The organism is Pseudomonas sp. FDAARGOS_761, from assembly GCF_013343155.1.
Classification (GTDB): Bacteria; Pseudomonadota; Gammaproteobacteria; order Pseudomonadales; family Pseudomonadaceae; genus Pseudomonas; species Pseudomonas aeruginosa.
Genome location: NZ_CP054572.1, coordinates 4726672 through 4752996 on the forward strand (window position 1 = coordinate 4726672; position 26325 = coordinate 4752996).

At 68.0% G+C, this 26325-nt stretch carries 23 protein-coding genes; 14 read left to right on the forward strand and 9 right to left on the reverse strand.

All coding sequences use genetic code 11. The features are described from left to right. Window positions 1-33 precede the first annotated feature (33 nt). Window positions 34-1095, forward strand: a complete 1062-nt coding sequence (locus tag FOC67_RS21950; RefSeq protein ID WP_223681893.1) for a 2,3-butanediol dehydrogenase — start codon at window positions 34-36, stop codon at window positions 1093-1095. A gap of 83 nt (window positions 1096-1178) precedes the next feature. Here the strand turns inward: FOC67_RS21950 and FOC67_RS21955 are convergent, their stop codons facing one another. From FOC67_RS21955 to FOC67_RS21965, 3 genes are all read right to left on the reverse strand, one after another. Next, a complete protein-coding gene (locus FOC67_RS21955) occupies window positions 1179-1847 on the reverse strand; it encodes a TIGR04211 family SH3 domain-containing protein (protein ID WP_003104779.1) in 669 nt (222 codons plus the stop codon). A gap of 436 nt (window positions 1848-2283) precedes the next feature. Then, a complete protein-coding gene (locus FOC67_RS21960) occupies window positions 2284-3591 on the reverse strand; it encodes an NtaA/DmoA family FMN-dependent monooxygenase (protein ID WP_009313303.1) in 1308 nt (435 codons plus the stop codon). A gap of 67 nt (window positions 3592-3658) precedes the next feature. Next, the gene (locus FOC67_RS21965) at window positions 3659-5743 is read right to left on the reverse strand and encodes a TonB-dependent receptor (RefSeq protein ID WP_174707748.1); all 2085 of its coding nucleotides are present in this window, start codon (window positions 5741-5743) and stop codon (window positions 3659-3661) included. A 255-nt stretch (window positions 5744-5998) separates the two neighbouring features. On the opposite strand from FOC67_RS21965, the gene FOC67_RS21970 reads away from it, so the two are divergent. Beyond that, window positions 5999-6787 carry an IclR family transcriptional regulator gene (locus tag FOC67_RS21970; RefSeq protein ID WP_003119004.1) on the forward strand — a complete coding sequence of 263 codons (789 nt, stop codon included), beginning with the start codon at window positions 5999-6001 and terminating at the stop codon, window positions 6785-6787. A gap of 6 nt (window positions 6788-6793) precedes the next feature. On the opposite strand, the gene FOC67_RS21975 is transcribed toward FOC67_RS21970, so the two are convergent. Further along, the gene (locus FOC67_RS21975) at window positions 6794-7591 is read right to left on the reverse strand and encodes an ABC transporter ATP-binding protein (RefSeq protein WP_003093530.1); all 798 of its coding nucleotides are present in this window, start codon (window positions 7589-7591) and stop codon (window positions 6794-6796) included. Between the two features lie 125 nt (window positions 7592-7716). Between FOC67_RS21975 and fepB the strand changes: the two genes are divergently transcribed. The 5 genes from fepB to FOC67_RS22000 all read left to right on the forward strand — a co-directional run bounded on the left by fepB (window position 7717) and on the right by FOC67_RS22000 (window position 13001). Continuing rightward, window positions 7717-8622 carry a Fe2+-enterobactin ABC transporter substrate-binding protein gene (gene fepB, locus FOC67_RS21980; protein ID WP_003093531.1) on the forward strand — a complete coding sequence of 302 codons (906 nt, stop codon included), beginning with the start codon at window positions 7717-7719 and terminating at the stop codon, window positions 8620-8622. A 30-nt stretch (window positions 8623-8652) separates the two neighbouring features. Further along, on the forward strand, window positions 8653-9675 hold the full coding sequence (locus FOC67_RS21985) for an iron ABC transporter permease (RefSeq protein ID WP_003118181.1): 1023 nt from the start codon (window positions 8653-8655) through the stop codon (window positions 9673-9675). Further along, a complete protein-coding gene (locus FOC67_RS21990) occupies window positions 9672-10703 on the forward strand; it encodes an iron chelate uptake ABC transporter family permease subunit (protein ID WP_003129378.1) in 1032 nt (343 codons plus the stop codon). Before FOC67_RS21985 ends, FOC67_RS21990 begins: the two co-directional genes overlap by 4 nt. A 200-nt stretch (window positions 10704-10903) precedes the next feature. Beyond that, a complete protein-coding gene (locus tag FOC67_RS21995; RefSeq protein WP_003112050.1) occupies window positions 10904-12613 on the forward strand; it encodes an amidase in 1710 nt (569 codons plus the stop codon). A gap of 61 nt (window positions 12614-12674) precedes the next feature. Beyond that, the gene (locus FOC67_RS22000; RefSeq protein ID WP_009313299.1) at window positions 12675-13001 is read left to right on the forward strand and encodes a gamma-glutamylcyclotransferase family protein; all 327 of its coding nucleotides are present in this window, start codon (window positions 12675-12677) and stop codon (window positions 12999-13001) included. A 15-nt stretch (window positions 13002-13016) separates the two neighbouring features. Here the strand turns inward: FOC67_RS22000 and FOC67_RS22005 are convergent, their stop codons facing one another. Beyond that, window positions 13017-14507, reverse strand: a complete 1491-nt coding sequence (locus FOC67_RS22005) for a PLP-dependent aminotransferase family protein (RefSeq protein ID WP_003129375.1) — start codon at window positions 14505-14507, stop codon at window positions 13017-13019. 131 nt (window positions 14508-14638) lie between these two features. Here FOC67_RS22005 and FOC67_RS22010 point away from each other — a divergent pair, with 131 nt between their 5' ends. Next, window positions 14639-15097, forward strand: a complete 459-nt coding sequence (locus FOC67_RS22010; RefSeq protein ID WP_003110534.1) for a GNAT family N-acetyltransferase — start codon at window positions 14639-14641, stop codon at window positions 15095-15097. A 49-nt stretch (window positions 15098-15146) separates the two neighbouring features. On the opposite strand, the gene dkgB is transcribed toward FOC67_RS22010, so the two are convergent. After that, window positions 15147-15965, reverse strand: coding sequence for a 2,5-didehydrogluconate reductase DkgB (dkgB, locus tag FOC67_RS22015; protein ID WP_009313298.1), 819 nt, complete (start codon window positions 15963-15965; stop codon window positions 15147-15149). Between the two features lie 342 nt (window positions 15966-16307). Here dkgB and FOC67_RS22020 point away from each other — a divergent pair, with 342 nt between their 5' ends. Next, entirely contained in the window at window positions 16308-18716 is a 2409-nt protein-coding gene (locus FOC67_RS22020; RefSeq protein WP_003129372.1) for a TonB-dependent siderophore receptor, read from the forward strand. Between the two features lie 64 nt (window positions 18717-18780). On the opposite strand, the gene FOC67_RS22025 is transcribed toward FOC67_RS22020, so the two are convergent. Further along, on the reverse strand, window positions 18781-19209 hold the full coding sequence (locus FOC67_RS22025) for an Rrf2 family transcriptional regulator (protein WP_003115857.1): 429 nt from the start codon (window positions 19207-19209) through the stop codon (window positions 18781-18783). An 83-nt stretch (window positions 19210-19292) separates the two neighbouring features. On the opposite strand from FOC67_RS22025, the gene FOC67_RS22030 reads away from it, so the two are divergent. The 3 genes from FOC67_RS22030 to xth all read left to right on the forward strand — a co-directional run bounded on the left by FOC67_RS22030 (window position 19293) and on the right by xth (window position 21732). Continuing rightward, on the forward strand, window positions 19293-20225 hold the full coding sequence (locus FOC67_RS22030; protein ID WP_024947486.1) for an NAD(P)/FAD-dependent oxidoreductase: 933 nt from the start codon (window positions 19293-19295) through the stop codon (window positions 20223-20225). 135 nt (window positions 20226-20360) lie between these two features. Beyond that, on the forward strand, window positions 20361-20924 hold the full coding sequence (locus tag FOC67_RS22035) for a DJ-1/PfpI/YhbO family deglycase/protease (protein ID WP_009313296.1): 564 nt from the start codon (window positions 20361-20363) through the stop codon (window positions 20922-20924). Window positions 20925-20946: 22 nt separating this feature from the next. Further along, window positions 20947-21732 (forward strand): exodeoxyribonuclease III, encoded by a 786-nt coding sequence (gene xth, locus FOC67_RS22040; RefSeq protein ID WP_003129357.1) that lies wholly within the window; start codon window positions 20947-20949, stop codon window positions 21730-21732. 80 nt (window positions 21733-21812) lie between these two features. Here the strand turns inward: xth and FOC67_RS22045 are convergent, their stop codons facing one another. Both FOC67_RS22045 and FOC67_RS22050 read right to left on the reverse strand, forming a co-directional pair. After that, entirely contained in the window at window positions 21813-22091 is a 279-nt protein-coding gene (locus tag FOC67_RS22045) for a hypothetical protein (RefSeq protein ID WP_003128029.1), read from the reverse strand. Window positions 22092-22696: 605 nt separating this feature from the next. Next, window positions 22697-23107, reverse strand: coding sequence for a RidA family protein (locus tag FOC67_RS22050; protein ID WP_003129356.1), 411 nt, complete (start codon window positions 23105-23107; stop codon window positions 22697-22699). Between the two features lie 140 nt (window positions 23108-23247). On the opposite strand from FOC67_RS22050, the gene FOC67_RS22055 reads away from it, so the two are divergent. After that, a complete protein-coding gene (locus tag FOC67_RS22055) occupies window positions 23248-24171 on the forward strand; it encodes a LysR family transcriptional regulator (RefSeq protein ID WP_009313294.1) in 924 nt (307 codons plus the stop codon). A gap of 532 nt (window positions 24172-24703) precedes the next feature. Further along, a complete protein-coding gene (piv, locus tag FOC67_RS22060) occupies window positions 24704-26092 on the forward strand; it encodes a protease IV (protein WP_009313293.1) in 1389 nt (462 codons plus the stop codon). The last annotated feature ends 233 nt before the right edge of the window (window positions 26093-26325 follow it).

The following is a 26325-nucleotide window of genomic DNA, read 5'->3' on the forward strand; positions in this document are numbered from 1 at the left end:
GACATGAACAGTTCCCCGCAAGCCAACGCGGCGATGCGCGCCGCCGTCTGGCACGGCCGCCACGATATCCGCGTGGAAGACGTGCCGCTCCCGGCCGAGCCGCCGCCCGGCTGGGTGCAGATCCGCGTGCACTGGTGCGGCATCTGCGGCTCCGACCTGCACGAATACCTGGCCGGCCCGGTATTCATCCCCGTGGAGGCGCCGCACCCGCTCACCGGCCTCAAGGATCGGTGCATCCTCGGCCACGAGTTCAGCGGCGAAATCGTCCGCCTCGGCAACGGCGTGACCGGCTTCGCCCTCGGCCAGGCGGTCGCCGCAGACGCCTGCCAGCATTGCGGCACCTGCTACTACTGCCGGCATGGGCTGTACAACATCTGCGAGAACCTGGCCTTCACCGGGCTGATGAACAACGGCGCCTTCGCCGAATACGTCAACGTACCGGCCAACCTGCTCTACGCCCTGCCGGCCGGATTTCCCAGCGAGGCCGGCGCGCTGATCGAGCCGCTGGCGGTGGGCATGCACGCGGTGAAGAAGGCCGGCAGCCTGCTCGGGCAGAACGTGGTGGTGGTCGGCGCCGGCACCATCGGCCTGTGCACCATCATGTGCGCGCGCGCCGCCGGCGCGGCACAGGTGATCGCCCTGGAGATGTCCTCGGCGCGCAAGGCCAAGGCCCTGGAGGTCGGCGCCAGCCAGGTGCTCGACCCCTCGCGGTGCGACGCCCTAGGCGAAATCCGCGCCCTCACCGGCGGGCTTGGCGCCGACGTCAGCTTCGAATGCATCGGCAACAAGCACACCGCCAAGCTGGCCATCGATGCCATCCGCAAGGCCGGCAAGTGCGTGCTTGTGGGAATCTTCGAGGAGCCCAGTGAATTCAATTTCTTCGAGCTGGTTTCCACCGAGAAGCAGTTGCTCGGGGCCCTCGCCTACAACGGCGAGTTCGCCGACGTGATCGCCTTCATAGCCGACGGCCGCCTCGACATCGCACCGCTGGTGACCGGTCGCATCGGCCTGGAAGAAATCGTCGAGCGCGGTTTCGAAGAGTTGGTGAACAACAAGGAGCACAACGTGAAGATCATCGTCTCGCCGGGCGGCTGACGCTTCAGCCCTTGTCGAGCTTGCGACACAGCCCCGCGGCCGGCGGGGCTTCCTTTACGAAACGCAGAGACGCGGGCGGAGGCTCAGAACCACTTGTCGTTGCGCTTGCGCCGCACCCTCAGCAGCGACGGCAGGATCAGCCCGGCGAACAGGCCGGCGCCGGCGATGCTGCCGCCGTAGACCATGTAGCGCATCAGCACCTGCTTGTTCTCGTCGCCCAGTTGCGCCTGCACCGCACGCAGGTCGGAGCGGGCCTTGCCGAGCTCGGCGTCCAGGTTGCTGCGCGCCGCCTGCAATTCGTCGATCAACTTCTTGCGCGTGTCGAGGGTTTCCTGCATGCCCTGCACGCGGGTCTTCCAGGTGTCGTTGATGCCGTCCAGCTCGGCGGTCAGGGCGGCCACCTTCTGTTCCAGTTGCGGCAGGCGCTCGGCCTGGCCGGGAACCTCCTGCAAGTCGCGGCTGGGAATCCACACGGTGCTGCCGTTCTCGCCGCGCACCTGGCTGTAGTTGCCCTGGGTGCCAAGCAGCTCGACCTTCTGCCCGGAGGTGAGGGTGCCGACGATGCGATAGCCATCGGTGGGGCCGCTGCGCACGAAAGTGGTCAGGCTGTCGCTCACCCAGCGCGCGTTGCCGGTCGCCTCCTCGGCCTGCGCCGGGGCGCCGGCCGCCAGCAGGCCGCCGAGCAGGCAGGCTCCGATGACGCGGTTCTGGAACGGGGAAAGAGCGGCGGGGATGCGACGGGATAGGGACATGGCAATCTTCACATGGCGAGAGAACGAAACCCGCAAAGGGGAGCGAAAAAGCCGGCCAGTCGAATTGTTATGGACAAGCGCGCGACCGGGGCGGGGCTACCGCATGGCCAAGGGCCATGCGCCCGGCCCGGTTGGGCCGACGGCTGACAGACAGCGCTCGGGGCGATTGAGTTCACTCGTTTCCGCAGGAATGGATGGATGGTTGTAACAGCAGAATGCCAGGCCTGCCGACGGCCAGCGCTGCCCAGGCTGCGACCTGTCCGGATGATCCCCGGGGTACGACGGTATCTACGCCAAGGCAGAGGCTCCCTCGCCTGTACCACGCCCCACCGGTCGGATGGCGTGCTGCGATACAGCGGGCCCGTCAGGCGGCCAACCGCAGGCGGTCACTCGCTCGCCATCGCCGCCAGGTCGCGGCCGTCGCCGGCCCTTTCCATCATTCCTCTGCCAGGTGCCCGGCGAAGGTAGTGGCGCTGTAGCGCTCGCGGAACAGCCCCTTCTCCACCAGGCGCGGCACCACCTGTTCGAGGAACAGCCGCAGCGAGCCGACCGAGCCTCCCGGCGCGGCGATGAAACCGTCCATGGCGCCGGCGGCGGCCCAGTCGAAGATCTGCTCGACGGCATCGTCCACCGTACCGATGACCTGCCAGTGCGCCGCGGAAACCACCTCGGGGCGCAGCAGCAACTGGTCCAGGCGTAACGTCTCGCGCTCGATCAGGCGCCGCAGCAGGTCGGTGTGGGTGCGGCTGCCGGGGTTGGCCACCGGCGGCGGCAGGTCGGCCGCGGAAATCGGCCGGTCCAGCGGCCAGTCGCTGAGGTCGAGGCCGAGCATCTGCCTGATCGTGGCGAACTTGCGCGCGCGGTCCAGGCGCGCGTGGGTCTGCATGAAGATTTCCCGCGCCTCCTCGCGGCTCTCCGCCAGGTACAGGCTGAAGCCCGGCAGCAGGCGCACGTCGCGCGGCGAGCGACCGTGGCGTTCGGCGCGGCGGGAAAGGTCGCGGCGCAGTTCCAGGGCAGCCTCCTTGTCCGGGGTCGGCGCGAACACCAGGTCGGCCACCGAGGCGGCGAAGTCGCGCCCGCTCTCGGAGGCGCCGGCCTGCACCAGGGGAATCCGCGCCTCGCCGAAGGCCGGCAGGTTGAGCGGTCCCTTGACCTTGAGGAATTCGCCGTCGTGGTCGACCGGGCGCACCCGGGAAACGTCGGCGTAGCGGCCGCTCTCGCGGTCGACCAGGAGTGCCTCGCGGGGGAAGCTGTCCCACAGGTCGTGCACCAGCCGGGTGAACTCGGCGGCGCGCGCGTAGCGCTGCTCCGCATCGGGCATCGCGTCCAGGCCGAAGTTCTCGTGGCCCTGCAGCGCGGTGACGATGTTCCAGCCGGCGCGGCCGTCGCTGATCCAGTGCAGCGATTGCAGCTGCCGGGCCACCACGTAGGGCGGATAGAACGTGGTGGAGACCGTCGACACCAGGCCGATCCGCGAGGTTTCGCGGGCGACCGCGGCAAGCAGTACGGTGGGATCCAGGCTGGCGAAGCCGGAGCCGGTCTCCAGCACGTCCAGTGGCAGGCTGCTGACGTCCGGGCGAAACACGAAGTCGAGGTGGGCGGCTTCGGAGCGCCTGGCGATGTCGACGGCGAAATCGCTGCCGAAGATGCCTTCGATGTTGCTGTCGGGGCGCCGCCAGGCATCGCCGCTGAGCCAGGTGGGGGCCAGCGACATGCCGATGTGCAGGCGTTTCGGGGTACTCATCGTGCCAATCTCCTGTATGGGCTCTGGGGCTGGGCCGGCCCTGCGCGGGGCCGGCTTCTCGGGGCGCCTAGAAGGTGCCCTTGATGCCGATGCCAAGGGTCCGCGGCTGCGTCATGCTCGCCTCGATGCCGCCGATCCCCCGGTTTTCCTGCATGTAGGTGGGCGAGCGGTCGTCGAACACGTTCTTCACGTAGCCATAGAGCTGCACCTGGTCGTTGAAGCGGTAGCTGACGCGGGCGTCGGTGAGGGTGTAGGCGTTGATCGAGTAGGCCTTGGTGTTGGCGGTGTCCGAGTAGTAGCCGTCCAGGTAGCGCACCTGGGCGTTCAGGTTGAGGCGCTCGGTGACGTCCCAGCTCGGTCCGAAGCTGAGGGTATAGCCCGGCGAGCGGGCGAACTCGTTGTGCTCGTAGCCGGTATTGCCGGACATCTCGTCGATCCGGGTGCGTAGCACGCCGGCGCTGGCCTTCAGCCGCAGGTCGTCGCGCAGGCGGTAGTCGAGGTCCAGCTCCATGCCGTAGGCATGGGCCTTCTCGGCGTTGATGGTGTACGACTGCGCCACCCCCGGCGAAACCACCACCGGGATGTTGTACTGGGCGTCCTTGAAATCCATGAAGAACAGGTTGCCGTTCAGCAGCAGGCGGCCGTCGAGCAGGCTGGCGCGGGTGAACAGTTCGTAGTTCCAGATGGTTTCTTCCTTGAAGTAGGCCCAGTTGCGGGTGGTCAGGTTGAGCGACACGCCGCCGGGGTTGTAGCCGCGGCTGACCAGGCCGCCGACGGTCCAGTCCGGGGTCGCGGCGAAGGCCAGGGAGACTTTCGGCAGGAAGGCCGAGAAGGTCTTCTGGTAGTCCAGCGGACGCGGCGCCAGCACCGAGTTGCCGCTGCGCTCGATGCGATCCTCCTGGTAGCGCAGGCCGGTGGTCAGGGTCCAGCGGTCGCTCAGGCGGTAGTTCAGCTCGCCGAACACACCGAGGTTCTTCTTCGTGTCGTCGAAGGCCGACAGCCCGCGCAGGTGCAGCGTCTCGTCGGTGCGGGTACGGGCGTAGTAGACCCCGCCCATGCCGCTGACCCGGTCCTCCTGCTCGCCGAAGCTGATCCGCGATTCGTTGGAGGCGTTCTTCTGGCGGATGTCGGCGTCGCCCTCGCCGCCCGCGCCGGTGGTGCGGTGCACCGAGGACAGCGAGTACTGCGCCTGGTTGAACAGGCGGATGCCATTGTCGAGGTCATAGGCGACGTCGAGGATGCTGGTGTTGGTGTCCTGCTCCCAGCTGGGCATGGTGGTCGAGCGATGGTCGAGCTTGTCGAACGGGCGGGTCGCCGCTTCCTGGGTCGGGCGGTTGCTGTCGTTGTGGGAGAAGGTGAACTTGCTCTCCAGGCCCGGAATTCCGCTGGGCAGCCAGAGCAGCTTGGCGCGCGCGTTGAGGGCGCGGAAGTCCTGGTCGGTGCCGCTGTCCTGGAACTTCGGGTTGTCGTAGTCGATGAAGGTGTCGCGGCCCGCGTAGTCCACCGCCAGGCGCCCGGCGAAGTCCTGCGCCAGCGGGCCGGACACTGCGATCGAGCTGCGCCGCGAATGGTAGCTGCCGATCTCCGCCTGGTAGGCAGCCTCGGGGCTGAAGGTCGGGTCCTTGGTGTTGACGATGATCGCCCCGGCGATGGCGTTGGCGCCCTGGGAGGTGGTCTGCGGGCCGCGGAACACCTCGATGCTGTCGACGTCCCAGACCGAGGTCGCGCCGAAAAACATCTCGTTGTAGTTCAGGTAGTGGCCATCGAGGTTGATCGTCGCCCGCGGCACTGTGCCACCCCAGAACACGTTCTGCCCGTTGTTCGGGCCCTGGGTGTCCTGGCCGCGGATGATCGGCGCGCCCACCGAGTCGGTGTAGACCACGTTGGGACTGCCATTGATCACCTCGGCGACCGAGGCGTTGCCGGTCTGCTTGCGGTCGATGTCGCGGGCGCTGGTGAGCGATACCGAGGACGCCGTGTCCTTCAGCGAGCGTTCACGTTTCTCGCCGGTCACGACCAGCGCCTCGAGGGCGGCGGGTTCGTCCTCGGCGGGCGGGTTTTCCCGGGCCAGTGCCGATGGCGAGGCGAGCAGGGTGGACAGCGTGACGACGCCGATTCCCCGGTTGAGCGTGCGGTGCGTGCGGGCGTTCAAGGATCTTCTCCAAATGGGAATGACTCTCTTTTCCATTCAGGCTATCACGCCACCAGATCATTCCTCAATGGGGAATAGATTCCTCATTGCGAAATATGGAATCTCCTACGCCCGTCCCTTCCGCGGCGCCCCACCGCCCCGGGGAATCGGTATCATGGGCGCCGCCCGCGCCACCGCAGCGCGGACCGAAGCCTATGGATCAACCGTGGTGAGGAGACCGAGCCGTTGAATACTTCGCAGCCCCCGGCGGACGAGATGCCGGACGCCCCGGGCGAAAAGCGCTCCGGCACCATCCAGTCGGTGTCCATCGCCGCGCGCTTCCTGAAGACCCTGGCCAACGCCGAAGGCGAGCTGGCCCTCGGCGAAGTGGCCCGGCGCACCGGCACCGGCGGCTCCACCGCGCACCGCTACCTGCAGAGCCTGGTGAAGGAAGGCCTGGCCCGCCAGGACCCGCTCAGCGGTCTCTACGACCTCGGGCCGGCGGCGCTGAGCATCGGCATAGGCGCGCTGAAGCGGATCGACGCGGTGGATATCGCCGCCCGCCACATGAAGGCCCTGGCCCAACGGCATGCCGCCAGCGGCGGGGTGGCGATCTGGACCGAGCGCGGCCCGACCCTGGTGCGCTGGTACCGCAGCGCCTATTTCTCGATCAACCCGCTGGCCCTGGGCGATATCCTGCCCATCGACAATACCGCTTGCGGCCTGGTGTTCCAGGCCTTCCTGCCGAAGGCCGTGGTCGACGCCGCGCGCAAGCAGCAACCGGCGCACTTCCGCGGCAGCCCGCCGAGCCGCGCTCTGCTCGACGAGGTGCGCGAGCGCTGCTGGGCCGAACTGACCAGCCACCTGCTGTCGAACGTCACCGGCCAGGCGGCGCCGGTGTTCGACGCCCAGCAGGAGATCGTCTGCGCCATGACCACGGTGACCGATCTCGGCCAGTTGCAGTCGGCGGAAGACCGCGACGCGCTGTTCCACGAGGCGCTGCAGGTCAACCAGTCCACCGGCGGCCTGGTCCTCCATCCCGGCATGCGGCCGCCGCCGCGCTGAGCCACCTCAGCCCGGCGCGTCGGCGGCGATCCCGCGCGGCACCAGCAGCGGCGTGCCGCTGACCGGGTCGGCGATGATCAACGAGCGCAAGCCGAACACCTCCTCCACCAGACGCTCGGTGAAGATATGCGCCGGCGCGCCCTCGGCGAGGATCGCGCCGTCACGCATGGCGATCAGGTGCGAGGCATAGCGGCAGGCCTGGTTGAGGTCGTGCAGCACGGCGACGATGGTGCGCCCCTGGCGATTCAGCTCGGCGAGCAGTTCGAGCAATTCGATCTGGTGGACGATATCCAGGTAGGTGGTCGGCTCGTCGAGCAGCAGCAACGGGGTTTCCTGCGCCAGCACCATGGCGATCCACACGCGTTGCCGCTGGCCGCCGGAGAGCGCGTCGAGCGGTCGCTCGGCCAGGCCGTCGACCCGCGTGGCGCGTAGCGCCGCCGCTACCGCGCGCTCATCCGCCGGCGACCACTGGCGCAGGAACGACTGGTGCGGATAGCGTCCGCGCGCCACCAGCTCGGCCACCGTGATGCCATCCGGCGCCAGCGCGCTCTGCGGCAGCAGGCCGAGACGCCGCGCCACTTCCCGCCCCGGCAGGCTGTGGATATCCCTGCCATCCAGCACCACCCGGCCCTCGGCCGGCGCCAACAGACGCGACAATGCCGCCAGCAGGGTCGACTTGCCGCAGGCGTTGGGCCCGACGATCACACTGAACGAACCCTCGGGGATGGCCAGCGAGAGATTCCGCGAAACGGTCCGCGCGTCGCGGCGCAAGGTCACGGCGTCCGCGTGCAGGCGATGGGTCATGGGAGGTTCCTGGATGAGATGGCTCGAATATGTGGAATCGATTCTACATTATGGAATAGACTGCATGAGAAGCATTATCATATGAATCCGTCCGCCCGGCTTCCCCTACAGCGAAAACAGCCTTCATGCCGACCCGCCGCCGCTCCGCCCTGCCGTTACTCGCCCTCGCCCTGAGCCTGTTCGCCACCCTCGCCGCGGCCGGGGAGCCGAAGCCGGCGCGGATCGTCTCCACCACCCCGAGCGTCACCGGCATCCTGCTGGCGATGGACGCGCCGCTGGTGGCCAGCGCCGCCACCACGCCAAGTCGCCTGACCGACGCCAAGGGCTTCTTCTCGCAATGGGCGAAGGTCGCCGACCAGCGTGGCGTCGAGGTGCTCTACCGCAACCTGCGCTTCGACATCGAAGCGGTGATCGCCCAGGATCCGGACCTGCTGGTCGCCTCCGCCACCGGCGCCGACAGCGCCGCGCCATACCGTGCGGAGCTGGAGGCGCAGGGCGTACCGACGCTGGTGGTCGACTACTCGAAACACAGCTGGCAGGAACTGGCTACCGAGCTGGGCCGGCACACCGGCCTGGAACGCCAGGCGCAGGCCGCCATCCAGCGCTTCGACGCCTACACCGCCGAAGTCGCCGCGGCCATCGCGCCGCCGCAGGGCCCGGTCAGTGTGGTCGGCTACAACATCGCCGGCAGCTATTCCATCGGCCGCCAGGCCAGCCCCCAGGCACGCCTGCTCGAAGCCCTCGGCTTCCAGGTGGCGGAACTGCCGGAGGCGCTAGCGGGCAAGGTGACGCGCGCCTCGGACTTCCAGTTCATCTCGCGGGAAAACCTGCCCGCCGCCATCGCCGGCGACAGCGTGTTCCTGCTCGGCGCCAGCGACGACGACGTGCAGGCGTTCCTCGCCGACCCGGTGCTGGCCAACCTGTCGGCGGTGCGCGAAAAGCGCGTGTACGCTCTGGGCCCCAGTTCCTTCCGCATCGACTACTACTCGGGGCGGCAGATGATCGACAACGTCGCCCGCCATTTCCGCTGAGCCATGCGCCCGTTCGCCGGAAGTCCGCTTATGCAGGCGTCCCCGATGCGCCGCCGGCGCCTGCGCGCCTGGGGCCTGCTCGCCGGCGCGCTGCTGCTCGCGCTGGCGGCCCTGGCCAGCCTGGCGCTGGGCTCGCGGCCGGTGCCCCTGGCGGTCACCCTGGATGCCCTGCAAGCCGTCGATCCGCACGATGATCGCCACCTGGTGGTACGCGAACTGCGCCTGCCGCGCACCCTGGTGGCGCTGCTGGCCGGTGCGGCACTGGGAGTGGCCGGCGCGCTGATGCAGGCGCTGACGCGCAATCCGCTGGCCGAACCCGGCCTGCTGGGAATCAACGCCGGCGCGGCGCTGGCGGTGATCGTCGGGGTCGCGCTGTTCGACCTGGCGAGCATGGGCCAGTACCTCGGTTGCGCCTTCCTCGGCGCCGGCCTGGCCGGCATCGCCGTATTCCTTCTCGGCCAGGCCCGCGAGACCGGCACCAACCCGGTGCGCCTGGTGCTGGCGGGTGCCGGCTTGTCGGTGATGCTCGCCTCGCTGACCGGGATCATCGTGCTGAACGCCCCGCCGGAAGTCTTCGACCGCTTCCGCCACTGGGCCGCCGGCTCGCTTTCCGGCAGCGGCTTCGCCCTGCTCGGATGGCCGGGCCTGGCCATCGGCGCCGGGCTGGCCGCCGCCTTCGCCCTCGCCGCCAGGCTCAATGCCCTGGCCCTGGGCCAGGAGATCGGCCGGGCGCTCGGCGTCGACCTGCGCCTGACCTGGCTGCTCGCCTGCCTGGCGGTGATGCTGCTGGCCGGCGCGGCCACCGCCCTGGCCGGGCCGATCGCCTTCGTCGGGCTGGTCGCCCCGCACCTCGCGCGACTGCTGGCCGGACCGGACCAGCGCTGGATCCTGCCTTTCTCGGCGCTGATCGCCGCCGGCCTGCTGCTCGGCGCCGACATCCTCGGGCGGCTGCTGGCGGCGCCGGCGGAGATCGCCGCCGGAATCGTCGCGTTGCTGCTCGGCGGGCCGGCCTTCATCGTCCTGGTCAGGCGCTTCCGCCTGAGCCGCCTGTGAACGGTCTCCACGCCCTGCGCCTGGGTTCCCTGTCGCTGCGTTGGCGGCCACGGGCGGCGCTGGCCTGCCTGGTCCTCGCGGGGATCGGGCTGGCGCTGGCGGCGGCCCTGCTGGGGACCGGCAGCCTGGCGCTGGGCCCGGCAGAGGTGTTCGCCAGCCTGCTCGGCCAGGGCCAGGACCCCACCGCCCAGCGCATCGTCCAGCGCGTGCGCCTGCCACGGGTGCTCACCGCCTGCCTGGTTGGCGCCGCGCTGGGCATGGCCGGGGCGATCTTCCAGTCGATCTCGCGCAATCCGCTGGGCTCGCCCGACGTCATCGGTTTCACCACCGGCGCCGCCAGCGGCGCCATCGTGCAGATCATCCTGTTCGATGCCGGCCCGCTGGCCACCTCGCTGGCGGCGCTGGCCGCCGGCCTCTGCACGGCGCTGGCGGTGGTGCTGCTGGCGCGCCGGGGCGCCACCGCCGGCGGCTACCGCCTGGTGCTGGTGGGCATCGGTGTCGGCGCCAGCCTGTCGGGCCTGAACAGCCTGCTGCTGGTCACCGGCAACCTCGACCAGGCGATGTACGCCCAGCTCTGGCTGGCCGGCTCGCTGAACACCCGGACCTGGTCGCACGTCGTCCCGGCAGCGCTGGGCCTGCTCGCCAGCGTGCCGCTGGCGCTGTACCACGGTCGTCGCCTGGAAGTGCTGGAGCTGGGCGATGCCAGCGCCGCCCAGCTCGGCGTGGCGGTGGAGCGCGTGCGCTTGCAGATGGTCCTGGTCGCCGTCGGCATGACCGCCATCGCCACCGCCGCGGCCGGCCCCATCGCCTTCATCGCCCTGGCCGGCCCGCAACTGGCCCGGCGCCTGACCCGCTCGGCCGGGGTGCCGTTGCTGTCCGGCGCATTGATGGGCGCGGTCCTGCTGCTGGCCGCCGACCTGCTCGGCCAGCGCCTGGCATACGTCGCCAACCTGCCGATCGGCCTGATGACCGGCCTGCTCGGCGGTTTCTACCTGCTCTGGCTACTGCTGCGCAGCCGCCGGATCTGAGCCCTGGCCTCAACGACCGCCCAGGCTGCCGTTGCCGCGCCCCCGCCAGGGAAGCCGCGAACGCCGGCCAGGATGTACACTGCATCCCCTGTATCGACCCGGCCGCCTCGCGGCCCCCGTCGCATCGAGCAGAGAACAAGAGGAACGATGATGAGCGTCGCTAACGGTCTCCCCGTCTCCATTCGCCAGGCGGTGACAGCATGATCGAGGTCACCGAGGTTTCCATCGCCGAGCTGCGTGACGCGCTCGAGTCCGGTCGTACCACGGCGGTCGAACTGGTCCAGGCCTACCTGGCGCGGATCGACGCCTACGATGCACCCGGCACGCCCACCGCGCTGAACGCGGTGGTGGTGCGCAATCCCGATGCGCTGGCCGAAGCACAGGCCTCCGACGCCCGCCGGGCGCGTGGCGAGACCCTCGGTCCGCTGGACGGCATTCCCTACACCGCCAAGGACAGCTACCTGGTCAAGGGCCTCACCGCGGCTTCCGGCAGCCCGGCGTTCAAGGACCTGGTGGCCCAGCGCGATGCCTTCACCGTCGAGCGCCTGCGCGCCGCCGGGGCGATCTGCCTGGGCAAGACCAACATGCCGCCCATGGCCAACGGCGGCATGCAGCGCGGCGTCTACGGCCGCGCGGAGAGCCCGTACAATGCCGCCTACCTCACCGCGCCCTTCGCCTCGGGGTCCTCCAATGGCGCCGGCACCGCCACCGCGGCCAGCTTCGCCGCCTTCGGCCTGGCCGAGGAAACCTGGTCGAGCGGGCGCGGCCCGGCGTCGAACAACGGCCTGTGCGCCTACACCCCTTCGCGCGGGGTGATCTCGGTGCGCGGCAACTGGCCGCTGACGCCGACCATGGACGTGGTGGTGCCCTATGCGCGGAGCATGGCCGACCTGCTGGAAATCCTCGACGTAGTGGTCGCCGACGATCCCGATACCCGCGGCGACCTCTGGCGCATGCAGCCCTGGGTGCCGATCCCCAAGGCCTCCGAGGTACGCCCGGCGAGCTACCCGGCCCTGGCCGCAGGCGCCGAGGCCCTGGCCGGCAAGCGCTTCGGCGTGCCGCGCATGTTCATCAACGCCGACCCCGATGCGGGCACCAGCGAGTCCCCCGGGATCGGCGGCCCGACCGGCCAGCGCATCCATACCCGGCCCTCGGTCATCGCCCTCTGGGAACAGGCGCGCAAGGCCCTGGAAGCCGCCGGCGCCGAAGTGATCGAGGTGGACTTCCCGCTGGTGTCGAACTGCGAGGGCGACCGACCCGGCGCGCCCACCGTGTTCAACCGCGGCCTGGTGTCGAAGGAATTCCTCCACGACGAGCTGTGGGAACTCTCGGCCTGGGGCTTCGACGACTTCCTGCGCGCCAATGGCGATCCGAAGCTGAACCGCCTGGCGGATGTCGACGGCCCGCAGATCTTCCCCCACGACCCCGGCACCCTGCCCAACCGCGAGGGCGACCTGGCCGCCGGCATGGACGAATACGTGCGGATGGCCGAGCGCGGCATCAAGCCCTGGGACCGGATCGCGACCCTCCCCGATGGCCTGCGCGGCCTCGAGGAAACCCGGCGGATCGACCTCGAGGAGTGGATGCGACGCCTGCGCCTGGACGCCGTGCTCTTCCCCACCGTCGCCGACGTCGGCCCGGCGGACGCCGACGTCAACCCGGCCTCGGCCGACATCGCCTGGAGCAACGGTGTCTGGGTCGCCAACGGCAACCTCGCCATCCGCCACCTCGGCGTGCCGACGGTCACCGTACCGATGGGGGTGATGGCCGACATCGGCATGCCGGTGGGCCTGACCTTCGCCGGCCGCGCCTACGACGACTCGGCGCTGCTGCGCTTCGCCGCGGCCTTCGAGTCGACCGGCTCGCGGCGTATCGTGCCGCCACGTACTCCACCGCTGGCAAGCAAGTGAAAGGCGCGGGCGGAAGGCTTCGCGTCTTGCGCCCACGCTCTTCCGTTCAAGGGAGTTATCGATGCAGCGACTCTTCGTCTACGGCAGCCTCGGCCCCGGCCGTCCCAACGAACACCTGATGCAGAAGATCGGCGGGCAATGGCAGGCGGCCAGCCTCCGCGGTCGCCTGCTGGAAAAGGGCTGGGGCGCCGGGATGGGCTTTCCGGGCCTGGCGATCGACGCCGACGGCGAGGAAATCCACGGCCATGTGTTCGTCTCCGACCGCCTCGCCGAGCACTGGCCCGCGCTGGATGAATTCGAAGGCACCGAATACCGGCGCGTGGCGGCCCGGGTAACGCTGGCCGACGGCGCCCAGGTCGATGCCTACGTCTACGCCCTGCGCGACTGAGCGCTTGCCGGCGGCCTAGGGATTCGCACGCAAACCGCGCAGGGTCTTCGCGAGGACCCCGACCGCCGCCTCCAGCTCGTCCGTGGTGTAGGCGGCGAAGCCCATCAGGAAACCCGCTCGCGGTGGCGCGGCGAGATGCAGGGCGCTGAGCCCGACCAGCTCGACACCGGCGCGGTATGCCGCCGCGATGGCGCGCGTTTCGTCGATTTCCGCGCAGAGCAGCCCGGGCATCTGTAGCCCGCCGGCCGGCACGCGCGGCTCGACCAGGCCGCCCAGACGCTTGCCTACCCGCTCCGCGAGGAATCCCAGGCGCTCGCCGTAGAGGTTGCGCATGCCGCGCACGTAGGCGCCGAAGTGGCCGCCGGCGATGAAGCGCGCCAGGGTCAGTTGCGCCAGCGAGGCGTTGTGCCCGTCCTGCAGGGAGCGGGCGACGGTCATCGGTGCCACCAGCGCCGGCGGCAGGACCATGTAGCCGATGCGCAGGCCGGGAAACAGCGACTTGGTGAACGTGCCGATGTAGAGCGTCCGCTCGTGGACGTCCAGGCCTTGCACGCAGGCGGTGGGCCGGCCGGCGTAGTGGAACTCGCTGTCGTAGTCGTCCTCGATGATCCATGCCTGCTGCCGCTGCGCCCATTCGATCAGCGCCAGGCGACGCTCCAGCGACAGGGTCACGCCGGTCGGGTAATGGTGCGACGGGGTCAGGCACAGCGCCCGCGCCGCCTGCGGCTGGGCGAGGATCGGCTCGGGCCGCAGGCCCTGTTCGTCGACCGGGACCGGCAGGCACTCCAGGCCGGCGGCCTCGAAGGCCTTGCGCGCGCCGTAGTAGGCCGGGTCCTCGACGAATATCCGCTCGCCGGCGTCGAGCAGCACGCTGGCGCAAAGACCCAGCGCCTGTTGCGAACTGGTCAGCACCAGTACCCGGTCGGCCGTGGCGCGTGCGCCACGCTCCAGGTTGACGTAGTCGGCGATCGCCTGGCGCAGCGGTTCGGCGCCCTGCGGGTCGCCGTGGGTCAGGGCGCGCGCGCCATATTCCTTGAGGACCTGGCGCTGCAGGCGCTCCCAGGTCGCCAGGGGAAAGGTGCGGGTCTCCGGCACGCCGGGAGCGAAGGGGCGCGGGACGAGCTGCTCGCGAACCCCGCCGCCAGCCTGCATCGCCTCGCCACGCCGGCTCAGTCGCGGCGCGCCGCCGACCCGTCGTGGAGCGCCCGCACCGCGCCGGCCGGGGGACAGCCGGGTAGCCGCGGCCACCACGCTGCCGCTGCCGACCCGACGCTCGATGAAGCCCTCGGCATGCAGGTGCGAATAGGCCGCTTCGACGGTGTCGCGGGATACCCCCAACGACTGCGCCAGCGCCCGCGAGGCCGGCAACGGATTGCCCGGCGCCAGGGCACCGTCGAGGATCAGTTGGCGGATCGCGCGCTGGATTCGCGCATGCAGCGGCAGGGCCTGGAGCTGTGGATGGAGGAGTCGCGCCTTGACCGATTCGAGCAGTGATTGCCTGAACAAATGGTCTGCCCTCGATCATCTAATTGGTGGGATATGGCAAGCCATTAGGCGGCTATAAAAACACCCGGGTCAAGACCCTCGGTCCCGGCCTCCGCCGGATCGCCCCATCAAGCCAAAGAAGGAAGCACTGGATGCAATCCCTGCACACACTGGTATCGGTACGCCCCGTGGCACACGAGGACTTCGAGCAGTGGCTCGAACACTGGAAGGCCTACCAGGCGTTCTATGAAGTCGAACTCTCGGCACAGACCACCGAGGCCACCTGGCGGCGCTTCTTCGACGAGGGCGAACCGATGCACTGCGCGGTGGCCAGCGACGGTCGCCGCCTGCATGGCATCGTCAACTTCCTCTACCACCGCTCGACCTGGGCGGCACAGGACGTCTGCTACCTGGAAGACCTCTATGTCTCGCCCGACGTGCGCGGCCAGCAGATCGGCAAGCAGTTGATCGAGTACGTCCGCCGGCAGGCCGAGGAACGTCGCTGCGCGCGGCTCTACTGGCATACCCAGGAAAGCAACCACAGGGCGCAGCGCCTGTACGACTGGGTGGCGGACAAGCCGGGCGTGATCGAATACCGCATCGAGCTCTGAACCGACCGCGCGACCGGAGCCTCCGCGCGGCGGACCCTCGACGCGGTTCTCAGTCCCAGGCCGGCGCCAGGCCCTGCGGACTGACCTCGCGGCCGTTACGCTCGAGGCCGGCGATGCGCGCCATGTCCTCGGCGTCCAGGCGCAGGTCGCGCGCCAGCAGGTTGCTGGCGAGGTTCTCGCGGCGGGTCGAGGACGGGATCACCGCGTAGCCCAGTTGCATCGCCCAGGCCAGCGCCACCTGGGCGACCGTGGCCCGGTGCCTGGCGGCTATCCCGGCAAGCGTCGAGTCCTTCAGCACCTTGCCGTAGGCCAGGGTCATGTACGAGGTGACCGCGATGCCCTGCTCCTCGAGGAAGGCGGTCAGCGCGCGGTTCTGCAAGTAAGGGCTGAGTTCGATCTGGTTGGTGGATATCTCGCCCGCACCGACCGCGGCGATGGCCTGGCGGGTCAGCTCGATGTTGAAGTTGGAGACGCCGATCCGCCGGGTCAGGCCCAGGGACTTGGCTTCCGCCAGCGCCGCCATGTACTCCGCCAGCTCGACGCCGTTGCCGGGTGCCGGCCAATGGATCAGGACCAGGTCCAACCGGTCGGTGCGCAGTTTCTCCAGACTCTCGCGCAGGCTGGCGAGCAGCTTTTCGCGGGCGTAGTTGTCGACCCAGACCTTGGTGGTGAGGAACAGCTCGGAACGCGGTACGCCGCTCTCGGCGATCGCCCGGCCGATATCCGCCTCGTTGCCGTAGATCTGCGCGGTATCGATGGCGCGATAACCCAGCTCGAGGGCGCTGCGCACCGAGTCGACGACGACCTGGCCGGTGAGGCGGAAGGTGCCGAGACCGAAGGACGGGAGGGGGTGGATGGTGGAAGACATGGCTGCGCTCCGTGGGCGGGATGACTCGAAGGAAGCGCAGTGTGGCGGCTTACATCTCTTCGATTAAGACCCGAATCGAGCAAATTCATTTGCGCTGGAATCACGAATCCAGGCGGCCTTCACGGGAGGTATCCAGCGGAAATCCCCGTCAGCCGCTGGCAGGACGCAGTTCATCGGATTTCTACGAATACTACTGATAACGATAATCTCTATCATTTACTCCATTTTTACATTTACATACACTTGCCCCGCCGCGAATTCCTACGCCGGTTTCCCACGTAAACAAGAAACGCAGCCGGTCGCGCCAACGGCCTGCCTGCGCCGCCATCCAGGACACTGCAGATGAAACACGTCGTTTCCAGTGCGTTATTGCTCGGTCTCTCCTCGCTTTCCCTGGCCGCCCAGGCCGCTCCCATCGCCCTTGACCTTCCCGCTCAGCCCCTGGCCGCATCCCTCGAGCAATTGCAGGGCGCCAGCGGCCTGCGCATCCGTTTCGACCGCGCGACCGTGGCCGACCGGCGCGCACCGGCCCTACGCGGCACGCTGGAGCCGAGCGAGGCACTGCAGCGTCTGCTCGCAGGTTCCGGACTGAGCGGGGAGGTACGGGGCGGCGACGCCTGGGTCGAGGCCGCGCCGACAGGTGCCGGCATCGCCCCCGGCGACAGCGTCGACCTCGGCGCGCTCAGCGTGGTCGCCACCCAGGACCCGGCCACCGCCGCCATCACCGAAGACAGCGGCTCCTACACCACCCGGGCGATGCGCACCTCGACCAAGCTGGCGATGTCGATCCGCGAGACCCCTCAGTCGGTCAGCGTGGTCACCCGCCAGCGCATGGACGACCAGGGCATGCGCGACCTCAACGACGCGGTGAAGGGCGTCACCGGCCTCACCGTGCAACAGTACGGGCCGGCCCGGGTGAAGTACGCGGCGCGCGGCTTCGACGTCGACAACATCATGTACGACGGCCTGCCGACGAGCATTTCCACCTATACCCAGGACGTCATTTCCGCCGCCGACCTGGCCATGTTCGACCGCGTCGAAGTGGTGCGCGGTGCCACCGGCCTGATGCAGGGCGCAGGCAACCCGGCGGCGGCGATCAACATGGTGCGCAAGCGTCCGACCCAGGACTTCCGCGCCTCCCTGCAAGGCAGCGTCGGCTCCTGGGACCGCTATCGCAGCGAGGCCGACGTTTCCGGTCCGCTGAACAGCGAAGGAACCCTGCGCGGCCGCGCGGTGGTCGCCTACCAGAAAGGCAACAGTTTCCAGGACCACGTCAGCAGCGAACGCGGCGTGTTCTACGGGATCGCCGAAGCCGACCTGAGCCCGGACACCACCTTCGCCATCGGCGCCTCGAACCAGAACGACAACCGCAACGACAACTGGGTAGGCCTGCCCAGCCCGCTGGGCGGCCGCCACCTGGACCTCAAGCGCTCGTCCTACTACGGCGCCGACTGGTCCTACTGGGATACCGACACCACCCACCTGTTCAGCGACCTGACCCACCGCTTCGCCAACGGTTGGCAGATGAAGCTGGCCGCCGACAAGCTGTGGGCGCGAATCAACATGCTCGGGCTGTACAACGACTGCTACTACTCGACCACCGGCTGCGCCAGCATGACCCAGAACCCCGGCGACTACAGCTACACCGACGACCACGACAGCTATGACGCCTATGCCAACGGTCCCTTCCAGTTGCTCGGCCGCGAGCACGAGCTGGTGGTCGGCGCCAGCTATCGCCAGGAACGCTTCGACGGCCACGGCGGCTGGGGCAGCCTGTTCAACAAGGACGGCACCCCGACCGGGCCGATGGACCCGACCCAGTGGGACCCGAGTTCGACCCTCAAGCCGAGGCTGAACACCAGCCTGTGGGGCATGAAGCTCGACCAGGAACAGAAAGGCGCCTACCTCACCACCCGGTTGAACCTCGCCGACCCGCTGAAAGTGATCCTCGGCGGGCGCCTGGACTGGTACAAGGCCGACGCCGATACCGACAGCTACAAGGTCACCCGCAACGTCACCCGCTATGCCGGGGTGATCTACGACCTGAACCAGACCTACTCGGTCTACGCCAGCTATACCGACATCTTCAAGCCGCAGAGCAACTTCGACGCCGGCGGCGGCCTGCTCGACCCGATCACCGGCAAGAACTACGAGATCGGCCTGAAGGGCGAACACTTCGGCGGCGCGCTCAATTCGCAGATCGCGCTGTTCCAGATCGACCAGGAAAACCGCGCCACCGAGGACGTCGGCGGCCCCTCGCCATGCCCCTTCAGCCCCACCTCGCGCTATTGCTCGCGCGCTTCGGGCAAGGTCCGCAGCCAGGGCGTCGACCTGGAGCTGAGCGGTGCGCTGAGCGACGACTGGCAGATGATGGCCGGCTATACCTACGTCGACGCCAAGTACAAGCACGACAGCAACAAGGCCAACGAGGGCAAGCCATTCGACGCGGCCAAGCCACGCCACCTGTTCAAGCTCGCCACCAGCTACACGCTGCCCGGCGAACTGCACAAATGGCGCGTCGGCGGCGACCTGGCCACCCAGAGCAAGACCGAGGACAGCAGCACCGGTTTCCAGCAGGGCGGCTACACCGTGGTCAACGCCATGCTCGGCTACAAGGTCAGCGAACGGATCGACACACGGCTGAACTTCAACAACCTGTTCGACAAGTACTATTACAGCGGCATCGACTTCGGCAACCTCAACTACGGCGAGCCGCGCAACCTGATGTTCACGGTGAAGTACTCGCTCTGAACCCGGACCGCCGGCGTGCCTCCGCAGGCGCGGCGGCGGTGTCCGAACGGCCCTTCCAGGCGCCTCAGCAGGGCCGATAGCGGCGCTCGAACTCGCTCGCCAACTGCTCCAGCGTGACGCTCCCCAGGCGCTCCAGGAGCAACGCCTGCGCCGCCTCGAACGCCTCGCCGAGCGCTTCGTTGACCGCCTGCTCGACCAGGCATTCCGGATGATCGGTAGACAGGCCGATGGCGAAGATCGAGGACGCTCCCAGCGCCTGGTGGATATCCAGCAAGGTGATGTCCGCCAGCGGCTTGGCCAGCCGCCAACCGCCGCGATGGCCCTTCTCCGAACTCACGTAGCCTTCGTTCTTCAGCAGCGCCATGGTCCGCCGCACCACCACCGGGTTGGTGCCGAGCATCTGCCCGATGGCTTCGGAGGTCGCCGGCCCTTCGTGGCGGGCCATATGGATCAGCACATGGAGCATGCGCGAGAGGCGGGTGTCGTTTCTCATGGACGGCGGACTCGTGGAGACGGAAAAGCCATGAGTATCTCTCGCTACAGAAAAAGTTACGAGAGCGTTGACAAGCGCCCATCATGAAACTTACGTTGTTGCGTGACTATCCGAATGGGAGATACGCCATGACTTTCGACGTGATCATCGTGGGCGGCAGCTACGCCGGCATCTCCGCGGGCATGCAACTGGCGCGGGCGCGGCGCAGGGTGCTGGTGATGGACACGGGACTGCGGCGCAACCGCTTCGCCCGGGCCTCCCACGGCTTTCTCGGCCAGGATGGCCGCGATCCGGCGGCCATCGTCGATGACGCCCGCGCCCAGTTGCTGGCCTATCCCAGCGTCGAGTGGCTGTCCGAAGCCGCCGTCGCGGCGAAGAAGGAGGCTGACGGTTTCGTGGTGAAGGCCGCCAACGGAGAACGCTTCACCGCGCGCCGGCTGATCCTCGCCAGTGGGGTCGCCGACGACCTGCCGGAGATCCCCGGTCTTGCCGAGCGCTGGGGACGGCACGTGTTCCATTGCCCGTATTGCCACGGCTACGAACTGGACGGCGGACCGATTGGCGTACTGGCGGCCTCGCCGCTGGCCATCCACCACGCCCTGATGTTGCCCGACTGGGGAGCGACCACCTTCTTCCTCAACGGCGTCTTCGAACCGGATGCCGAGCAAATGTCCAGACTGGACCGGCGCGGCGTGGCGATCGAGCGCGAAGCCGTGGTCGCGCTGGGCGGCGCGCGCGCTGACGTGACCCTGGCCAGCGGCCGCACGATTACGCTCGCGGGGTTGTTCACCCAGCCGCGTACGCGCATGGCCAGCCCGCTGGCGGCGTTGCTCGGCTGCGAGTTCGAGGACGGCCCGAGCGGGCCGTTCATCAGGACCGACGGCATGCGCGAAACCAGCGTTCCCGGCGTCTTCGCCTGCGGCGACGCGGCGCTGGCGGCCGGCAACGTCGCCATCGCGGTGGGCGACGGCGCGCGCACCGGTGGCGCGGCGCATCATTCGCTGCTGTTCCGCTGACGCCGGAGGCTGACAGGCCAAGGATCCGGCCCACCGCCCGGCAAATCTTTCGAACTCCCCGGCGTTCCGGCTTTCCACTCTCCTGCATGTCACGCCACGGCGCCCGCTACGAGCGCCCCAGCAGAGGAGAAAACCATGAGCGCGAAGCTGCAAGGCAAGAACGTCCTGGTCATCACCGCCAACGCCGGCATCGAGCGCGACGAGCTGCTCGAACCGCTGAAGGCCCTGAAGCGACAGGGCGCCACGGTCACCCACGCGACCATCGAGGGCGGCGAAGCGCAGACCTGGGTACACGACAGCGAGAAGGACCTGATCGTCAATTCCGACGCCAGGCTGCAAGGCCTGCGCGCCGAGGACTACGACTTGCTGCTGGTCCCCGGCGGCACGGTGAATGCCGACACCCTGCGCCAGGACAGCGAGGCCCGGCGCCTGGTCAGGGAATTCAGCGACGCAGGCAAGACGGTCGCCGCCATCTGCCACGGCCCCTGGCTGCTGATCGACGCCGGCGTCGCCCGCGGCAAGACCCTGACCTCCTATTCCAGCGTGCGTATCGACCTGACCAACGCCGGCGCGAACTGGGTCGACACGCGGGTGAAAGTCTGCCCGGCGAACGGCTGGACCCTGATCACCTCGCGCAACCCGGGTGACCTGCAGGCGTTCAACGAAGCCATCGGCGAAGCCCTGCAGGCGGCAGCCTGATCGTCATTCGCGGAGACAAGCGGTGGACACCCTGAAGATCGCCACCTTCAACGTCAACGGCATCCAGACCCGGCTGGCCGCGCTGCTGGCCTGGCTGGAGCGGGAAGCGCCGGACATCGTCTGCCTGCAGGAACTGAAGACGCCCGACGCGCGCTTCCCCGCCGCGGCGCTGGAGAGGGCCGGATACGGCGCGATCTGGCAGGGCCAGTCGGCGTGGAACGGCGTCGCCATCCTCGCCCGCGACAGCCAGCCGCTGGAGGTACGCCGCGGCCTGCCGGGCAACGCCAGCGATCCCCACAGCCGCTACCTCGAAGCGGCCGTCGACGGCCTGCTGGTGGCCAGTCTTTACCTGCCCAATGGCAATCCCCAGCCGGGACCGAAGTTCGACTACAAGCTGGCCTGGTTCGAGCACCTCATCCGCCACGCCGCCGAACTGATGGAGAGCGGCCATCCGGTGGTGCTGGCCGGCGACTTCAACGTGGTGCCCAGCGACTTCGATATCTACGACACCCGCTCCTGGAAAAAGGACGCCCTGCTCCAGCCGGAGTCCCGCGAGTGCTTCGAGCGCCTCCTGCGGCAGGGCTGGGTGGACGCGCTACGCCAGCGCTTCCCCGACCGGCGCATCTATACCTTCTGGGACTACTTCCGCCAGCACTGGCAACGCGACGCCGGGCTGCGCATCGACCACCTGCTGCTCAGCGCCAGCCTGGCGGACCACCTGGAAGACGCCGGGGTGGATCGCTGGGTGCGCGGCGAGGAGCACGCCAGCGACCACGCGCCGGCCTGGGTAAGCCTGCGCCTAAGCTGAAAAGCCGATGGCTGCCTCGCGACGCCAAGCCGGGAACAACGCAGGACCGACAGGCCCTGCGCCTCCACCGCTATACCACTTCAAACCACGCCTTGCCGCTGACAGGCGGCGCAATAAAGCCCCCGCGCATCCGAAGCCAACAGCAGGAAAGCCCGCGCCGAGCGCTGCAAGGCGGCGGGCACCTCGGCTTTATCCTCACCCAGGCTGAGCACCGCGAGGAGTTCAGCCAGAGCGCCAAAACGGTACTCGGCGGCATGCAGCAACTGGTAGGCCGGAGCGTCCTGGCGCAGGTAGAGGACGGCGGAATCGGAATCAGAGGAATGCTGGGAAAGGGTGGGGAGTGCTTCGAACTCAGACATGTAAAGCTCCTTTCGTTATCAGGAGCAGCCTTTTGCCGTCGCCAAACGGTCAAGGAGGCCGCTGTGCACAGGTTGGCGAACCAGGACGAAAGGAGCCCGGCAGACCCGGGGGTCTCCCATGCACAGCGACCGCGGCACAGCATCGTAGACACGGGGCGCATCTGCAATGGGTACATGGGCGCTGCTACACCTTTCGTCGTTCAGGTCGCCAAACCTGATCACGAGGGTTCGTGATGGAACGACAGTAGCGTGGCAGGCTCACACCTCGGCAGGTGTTGAGTTCCCATAGGCCTCTTATACATTTCTGACAAAAGATGGCCATGGGCTACCTTGAAGAAGACCTCGCCCCCCGGCCAGGTCATTGGCTGGTACCGACCCAAGTCTATTGCAAGGAAAGAGAAATGACTGACAGAAGGCCGATCAACCCTAATGTGAACGTTCCCAAGCCCGGGGGCGGGGAACAACCGCGCTCCAGAAATAAAGATGGACAGATACGTGACAAACGTAGCGATGCAGGAAAACCGAGGAAAAAATAGCGGTGGATACCTCTGACCACCAGCAACCCAGGTGGTCAGATATAAAAGTCTGAGAGTAATCCGGGCGATCTACGCCCCTCCTTCTCGCCCCTCCGGCAACCTCGCCACCACCTTGATCTCGAAGCTGAAGCCATACAGCCAGTTCACCCCCACCGCCGTCAGCGTGGGGTGCGGCGCCTCGCCCCAGTACTCCGGGACGATCTTCCAGATGCGCTCGAAGTTGGCCTCGGCGTCGACCATGAACACGGTGACGTCCAGCACATCGTCGAACCCGCAACCGGCCGCGGCGAGCACCGCATTCAGATTGTCGAAGGCGCGGCGGACCTGGGTCTCCAGCTCGGGTTCGGGAGAGCCGTCGTCGCGGCTGCCGACCTGGCCGGAGACGAACAGCAGGCCGTCGCTGCGGACCGCCGGGGAATAGCGGTTGCGCTCGTAGAGGGCCTGGCGGCCGGCGGGGAAAACCACGTCGCGTACAGTCATGCGATACCTCCATCCTGGGGCTCCCGGCCCCGTCATCGTCGATGGAAGAACGGTAAGGTCGTGCGCGCCGTGGATAAACGCGCAACCCTGGCCATGACTGTTTGTAGAATCCAAACAATCCCCGACGACCCGGAGCCCCGATGGACCGTTTCGATGCGATGCAGGCCTTTGCCCGTGTGGTGGAGACCGGCAGCTTCACCAAGGCGGCGGAGACGCTGCACATGAGCCGCACCAGCGTCACCCAGTTGGTCCAGCAACTGGAAGCGCGGCTGCGGGTACGCCTGCTCAATCGCACCACGCGCAAGCTCAACCTGACCGCCGACGGCGCCGCCTACTACGAGCGGGTGGTACACCTGCTGGCGGAACTGGACGATGCCGAGACCAGCCTCTCCAGCGCCGCCCTGGCGCCCCGCGGGCGTCTCCGGATCGACGTGCCGAGCCCGCTGGCGCGGCTGCTGCTGATCCCGGCGTTGCCCGAGTTCCATGCGCGCTATCCGGAGATCCAGATCGACCTGGGCGTGAGCGATCGGCTCGTCGACCTGATCGACGAGAACGTCGATTGCGTCATCCGCGGCGGCGAACTGCGCGACCAGTCGCTGATGGCGCGGCGGGTCGGCGACCTGCAACTGGGGGTCTACGCGGCACCGGCCTACTTGCAGCGCGCCGGCGTGCCGAGCCACCCGCGCGAACTGGAGGACAGCCACCAGCGCATCGTCGGCTTCCTCTGGGCGCGCACCGGCAAGGCCCTGCCCTACGCCATGCACAGGGGCGAGGAAAGCCTGCGGGTGGCGGGCCGCCATGTGCTGGCGGTGGACGACGGCAACGCCTACCTGGCGGCCGGGCTGGCCGGCCTGGGCATCCTCTGGCTGCCGCACTACATGGCGCGTGAGCCCCTCGCCCGCGGCGAGCTGCTGCCGCTGTTCGAGGACTGGAGCCTGGAGCCGATGCCGCTGTACCTGGCGTTCCCGCCGAACCGCCACGTCAGCGGCAAGCTGCGGGTGTTCATCGAGTGGGTCGCCGAACTGATCGCACGGCATGCGCCGCCGTTGCATCCGCCGCTCTGAAACAAAGACGGAGGCGTATCCTGGAAAACCCTGGAGTAATGGTAAGCGGCCAGGGCTCTATATATGCCCCGCGATTATAAAGATGACTGATACGACGATAAGCCGGATATCCTGGAATTCAACCAAGCCGACATCGGAACGGTTTCCGAGCGGTGAATGAAAGATTCACCCAGCCTTATATTCAGGACTGGTCAAACCGGATAACTTGAAAATCCGGATTTCGTTAACCCGATCACATCGATAGATGCACCAGCAAAGCACTCGCGCACTACACCCTGCACCTCCCTGAAGCAAGCCGAAGGCTCTATAGCGGCACTCCAGACCAAACTTTAGTTGGTAGAGAGAGCACTCCAACATCAATGACAAGTGAGGGGAATAGCTATCTATTCTGCTATCCATAAACGCTTCTTCATATTTAATAGCTAGCAGAAACGAATATAAAAAATATTTGAACGACTCCGTCACCCCTGCATATCTTTCGCCACGCGAACGATTAAGGAAGTTGCCCTCCCCAAACTGAAGGAGTCGATTCATGCATAAGAGAACGTACCTGAATGCATGCCTGGTTCTCGCGCTGGCTGCGGGCGCGAGCCAGGCCTCGGCCGCGCCCGGTGCGAGCGAAATGGCTGGCGACGTCGCCGTGCTCCAGGCTTCTCCGGCGAGCACCGGCCACGCCCGCTTCGCCAACCCCAACGCGGCGACCTCGGCGGCCGGCATCCACTTCGCCGCGCCCCCCGCCCGCCGCGTGGCCCGCGCCGCGCCGCTGGCGCCGAAACCGGGTACGCCGCTGCAAGTAGGCGTGGGCCTGAAGACGGCGACTCCGGAAATCGACCTGGCAACCCTCGAATGGATCGACACCCCGGACGGGCGCCACACCGCGCGCTTCCCGATCAGCGCCGCGGGGGCCGCCAGCCTGCGCGCCGCGATTCGCCTGGAAACCCGCAGCGGCTCGCTGCCCGACGACGTGCTGCTGCACTTCGCCGGCGCCGGCAAGGAAATCTTCGAGGCCAGCGGCAAGGACCTGTCGCTCAACCGTCCCTACTGGAGCCCGGTCATCGAGGGCGATACCCTGACCGTCGAACTGGTGCTGCCGGCCAACCTGCAACCGGGCGACCTGCGCCTGTCGGTACCCCAGGTATCGTATTTCGCCGACTCCCTGTACAAGGCCGGCTACCGCGACGGCTTCGGCGCCAGCGGCAGTTGCGAGGTGGATACGGTCTGCGCGACCCAGAGCGGCACGCGGGCCTACGACAACGCCACCGCCGCGGTGGCGAAGATGGTCTTCACCAGCTCGGCGGACGGCGGCAGCTACATCTGCACCGGCACCCTGCTGAACAACGGCAACTCGCCCAAGCGCCAGCTGTTCTGGTCGGCCGCGCACTGCATCGAGGACCAGGCCACCGCCGCGACGCTGCAGACCATCTGGTTCTACAACACCACCCAGTGCTACGGCGACGCCTCGACCATCAACCAGAGCGTCACCGTGCTGACCGGCGGGGCGAATATCCTGCACCGCGACGCGAAGCGCGACACCCTGCTGCTGGAACTCAAGCGTACTCCGCCGGCCGGCGTGTTCTACCAGGGCTGGAGCGCCACGCCGATCGCCAACGGCTCGCTCGGCCATGACATCCACCATCCGCGCGGCGACGCCAAGAAGTACTCGCAGGGCAACGTCTCGGCAGTGGGCGTCACCTACGACGGGCATACCGCCCTGACCCGCGTCGACTGGCCGTCGGCGGTGGTCGAAGGCGGCTCGTCCGGCTCGGGCCTGCTGACCGTCGCCGGCGACGGTTCCTACCAGCTACGCGGTGGCCTGTACGGCGGCCCCTCGTACTGCGGCGCGCCCACCTCACAGCGCAATGACTACTTCTCCGATTTCAGCGGCGTCTATTCGCAGATCTCCCGCTACTTCGCGCCCTGAGGCCAGCCAGGCTATCGATCGCGCACCGGCGGATAACCGCGCAGCGGTTATTCGCCCTACGCCTGGATCGGCGCGTGAAAGTGCAGCTTCTTTCATCGGTCCGGAACAGGTGCCAACGGCATTATCCGCCGTTTATCCCGCGCAGCGGTTATTCGCCCCACACCCGGATTGGCGCGTGGAAGTGCGGCTTCCTTCATCGGTCCGGGACAGGTAGGGCGCATAACGCCAACGGC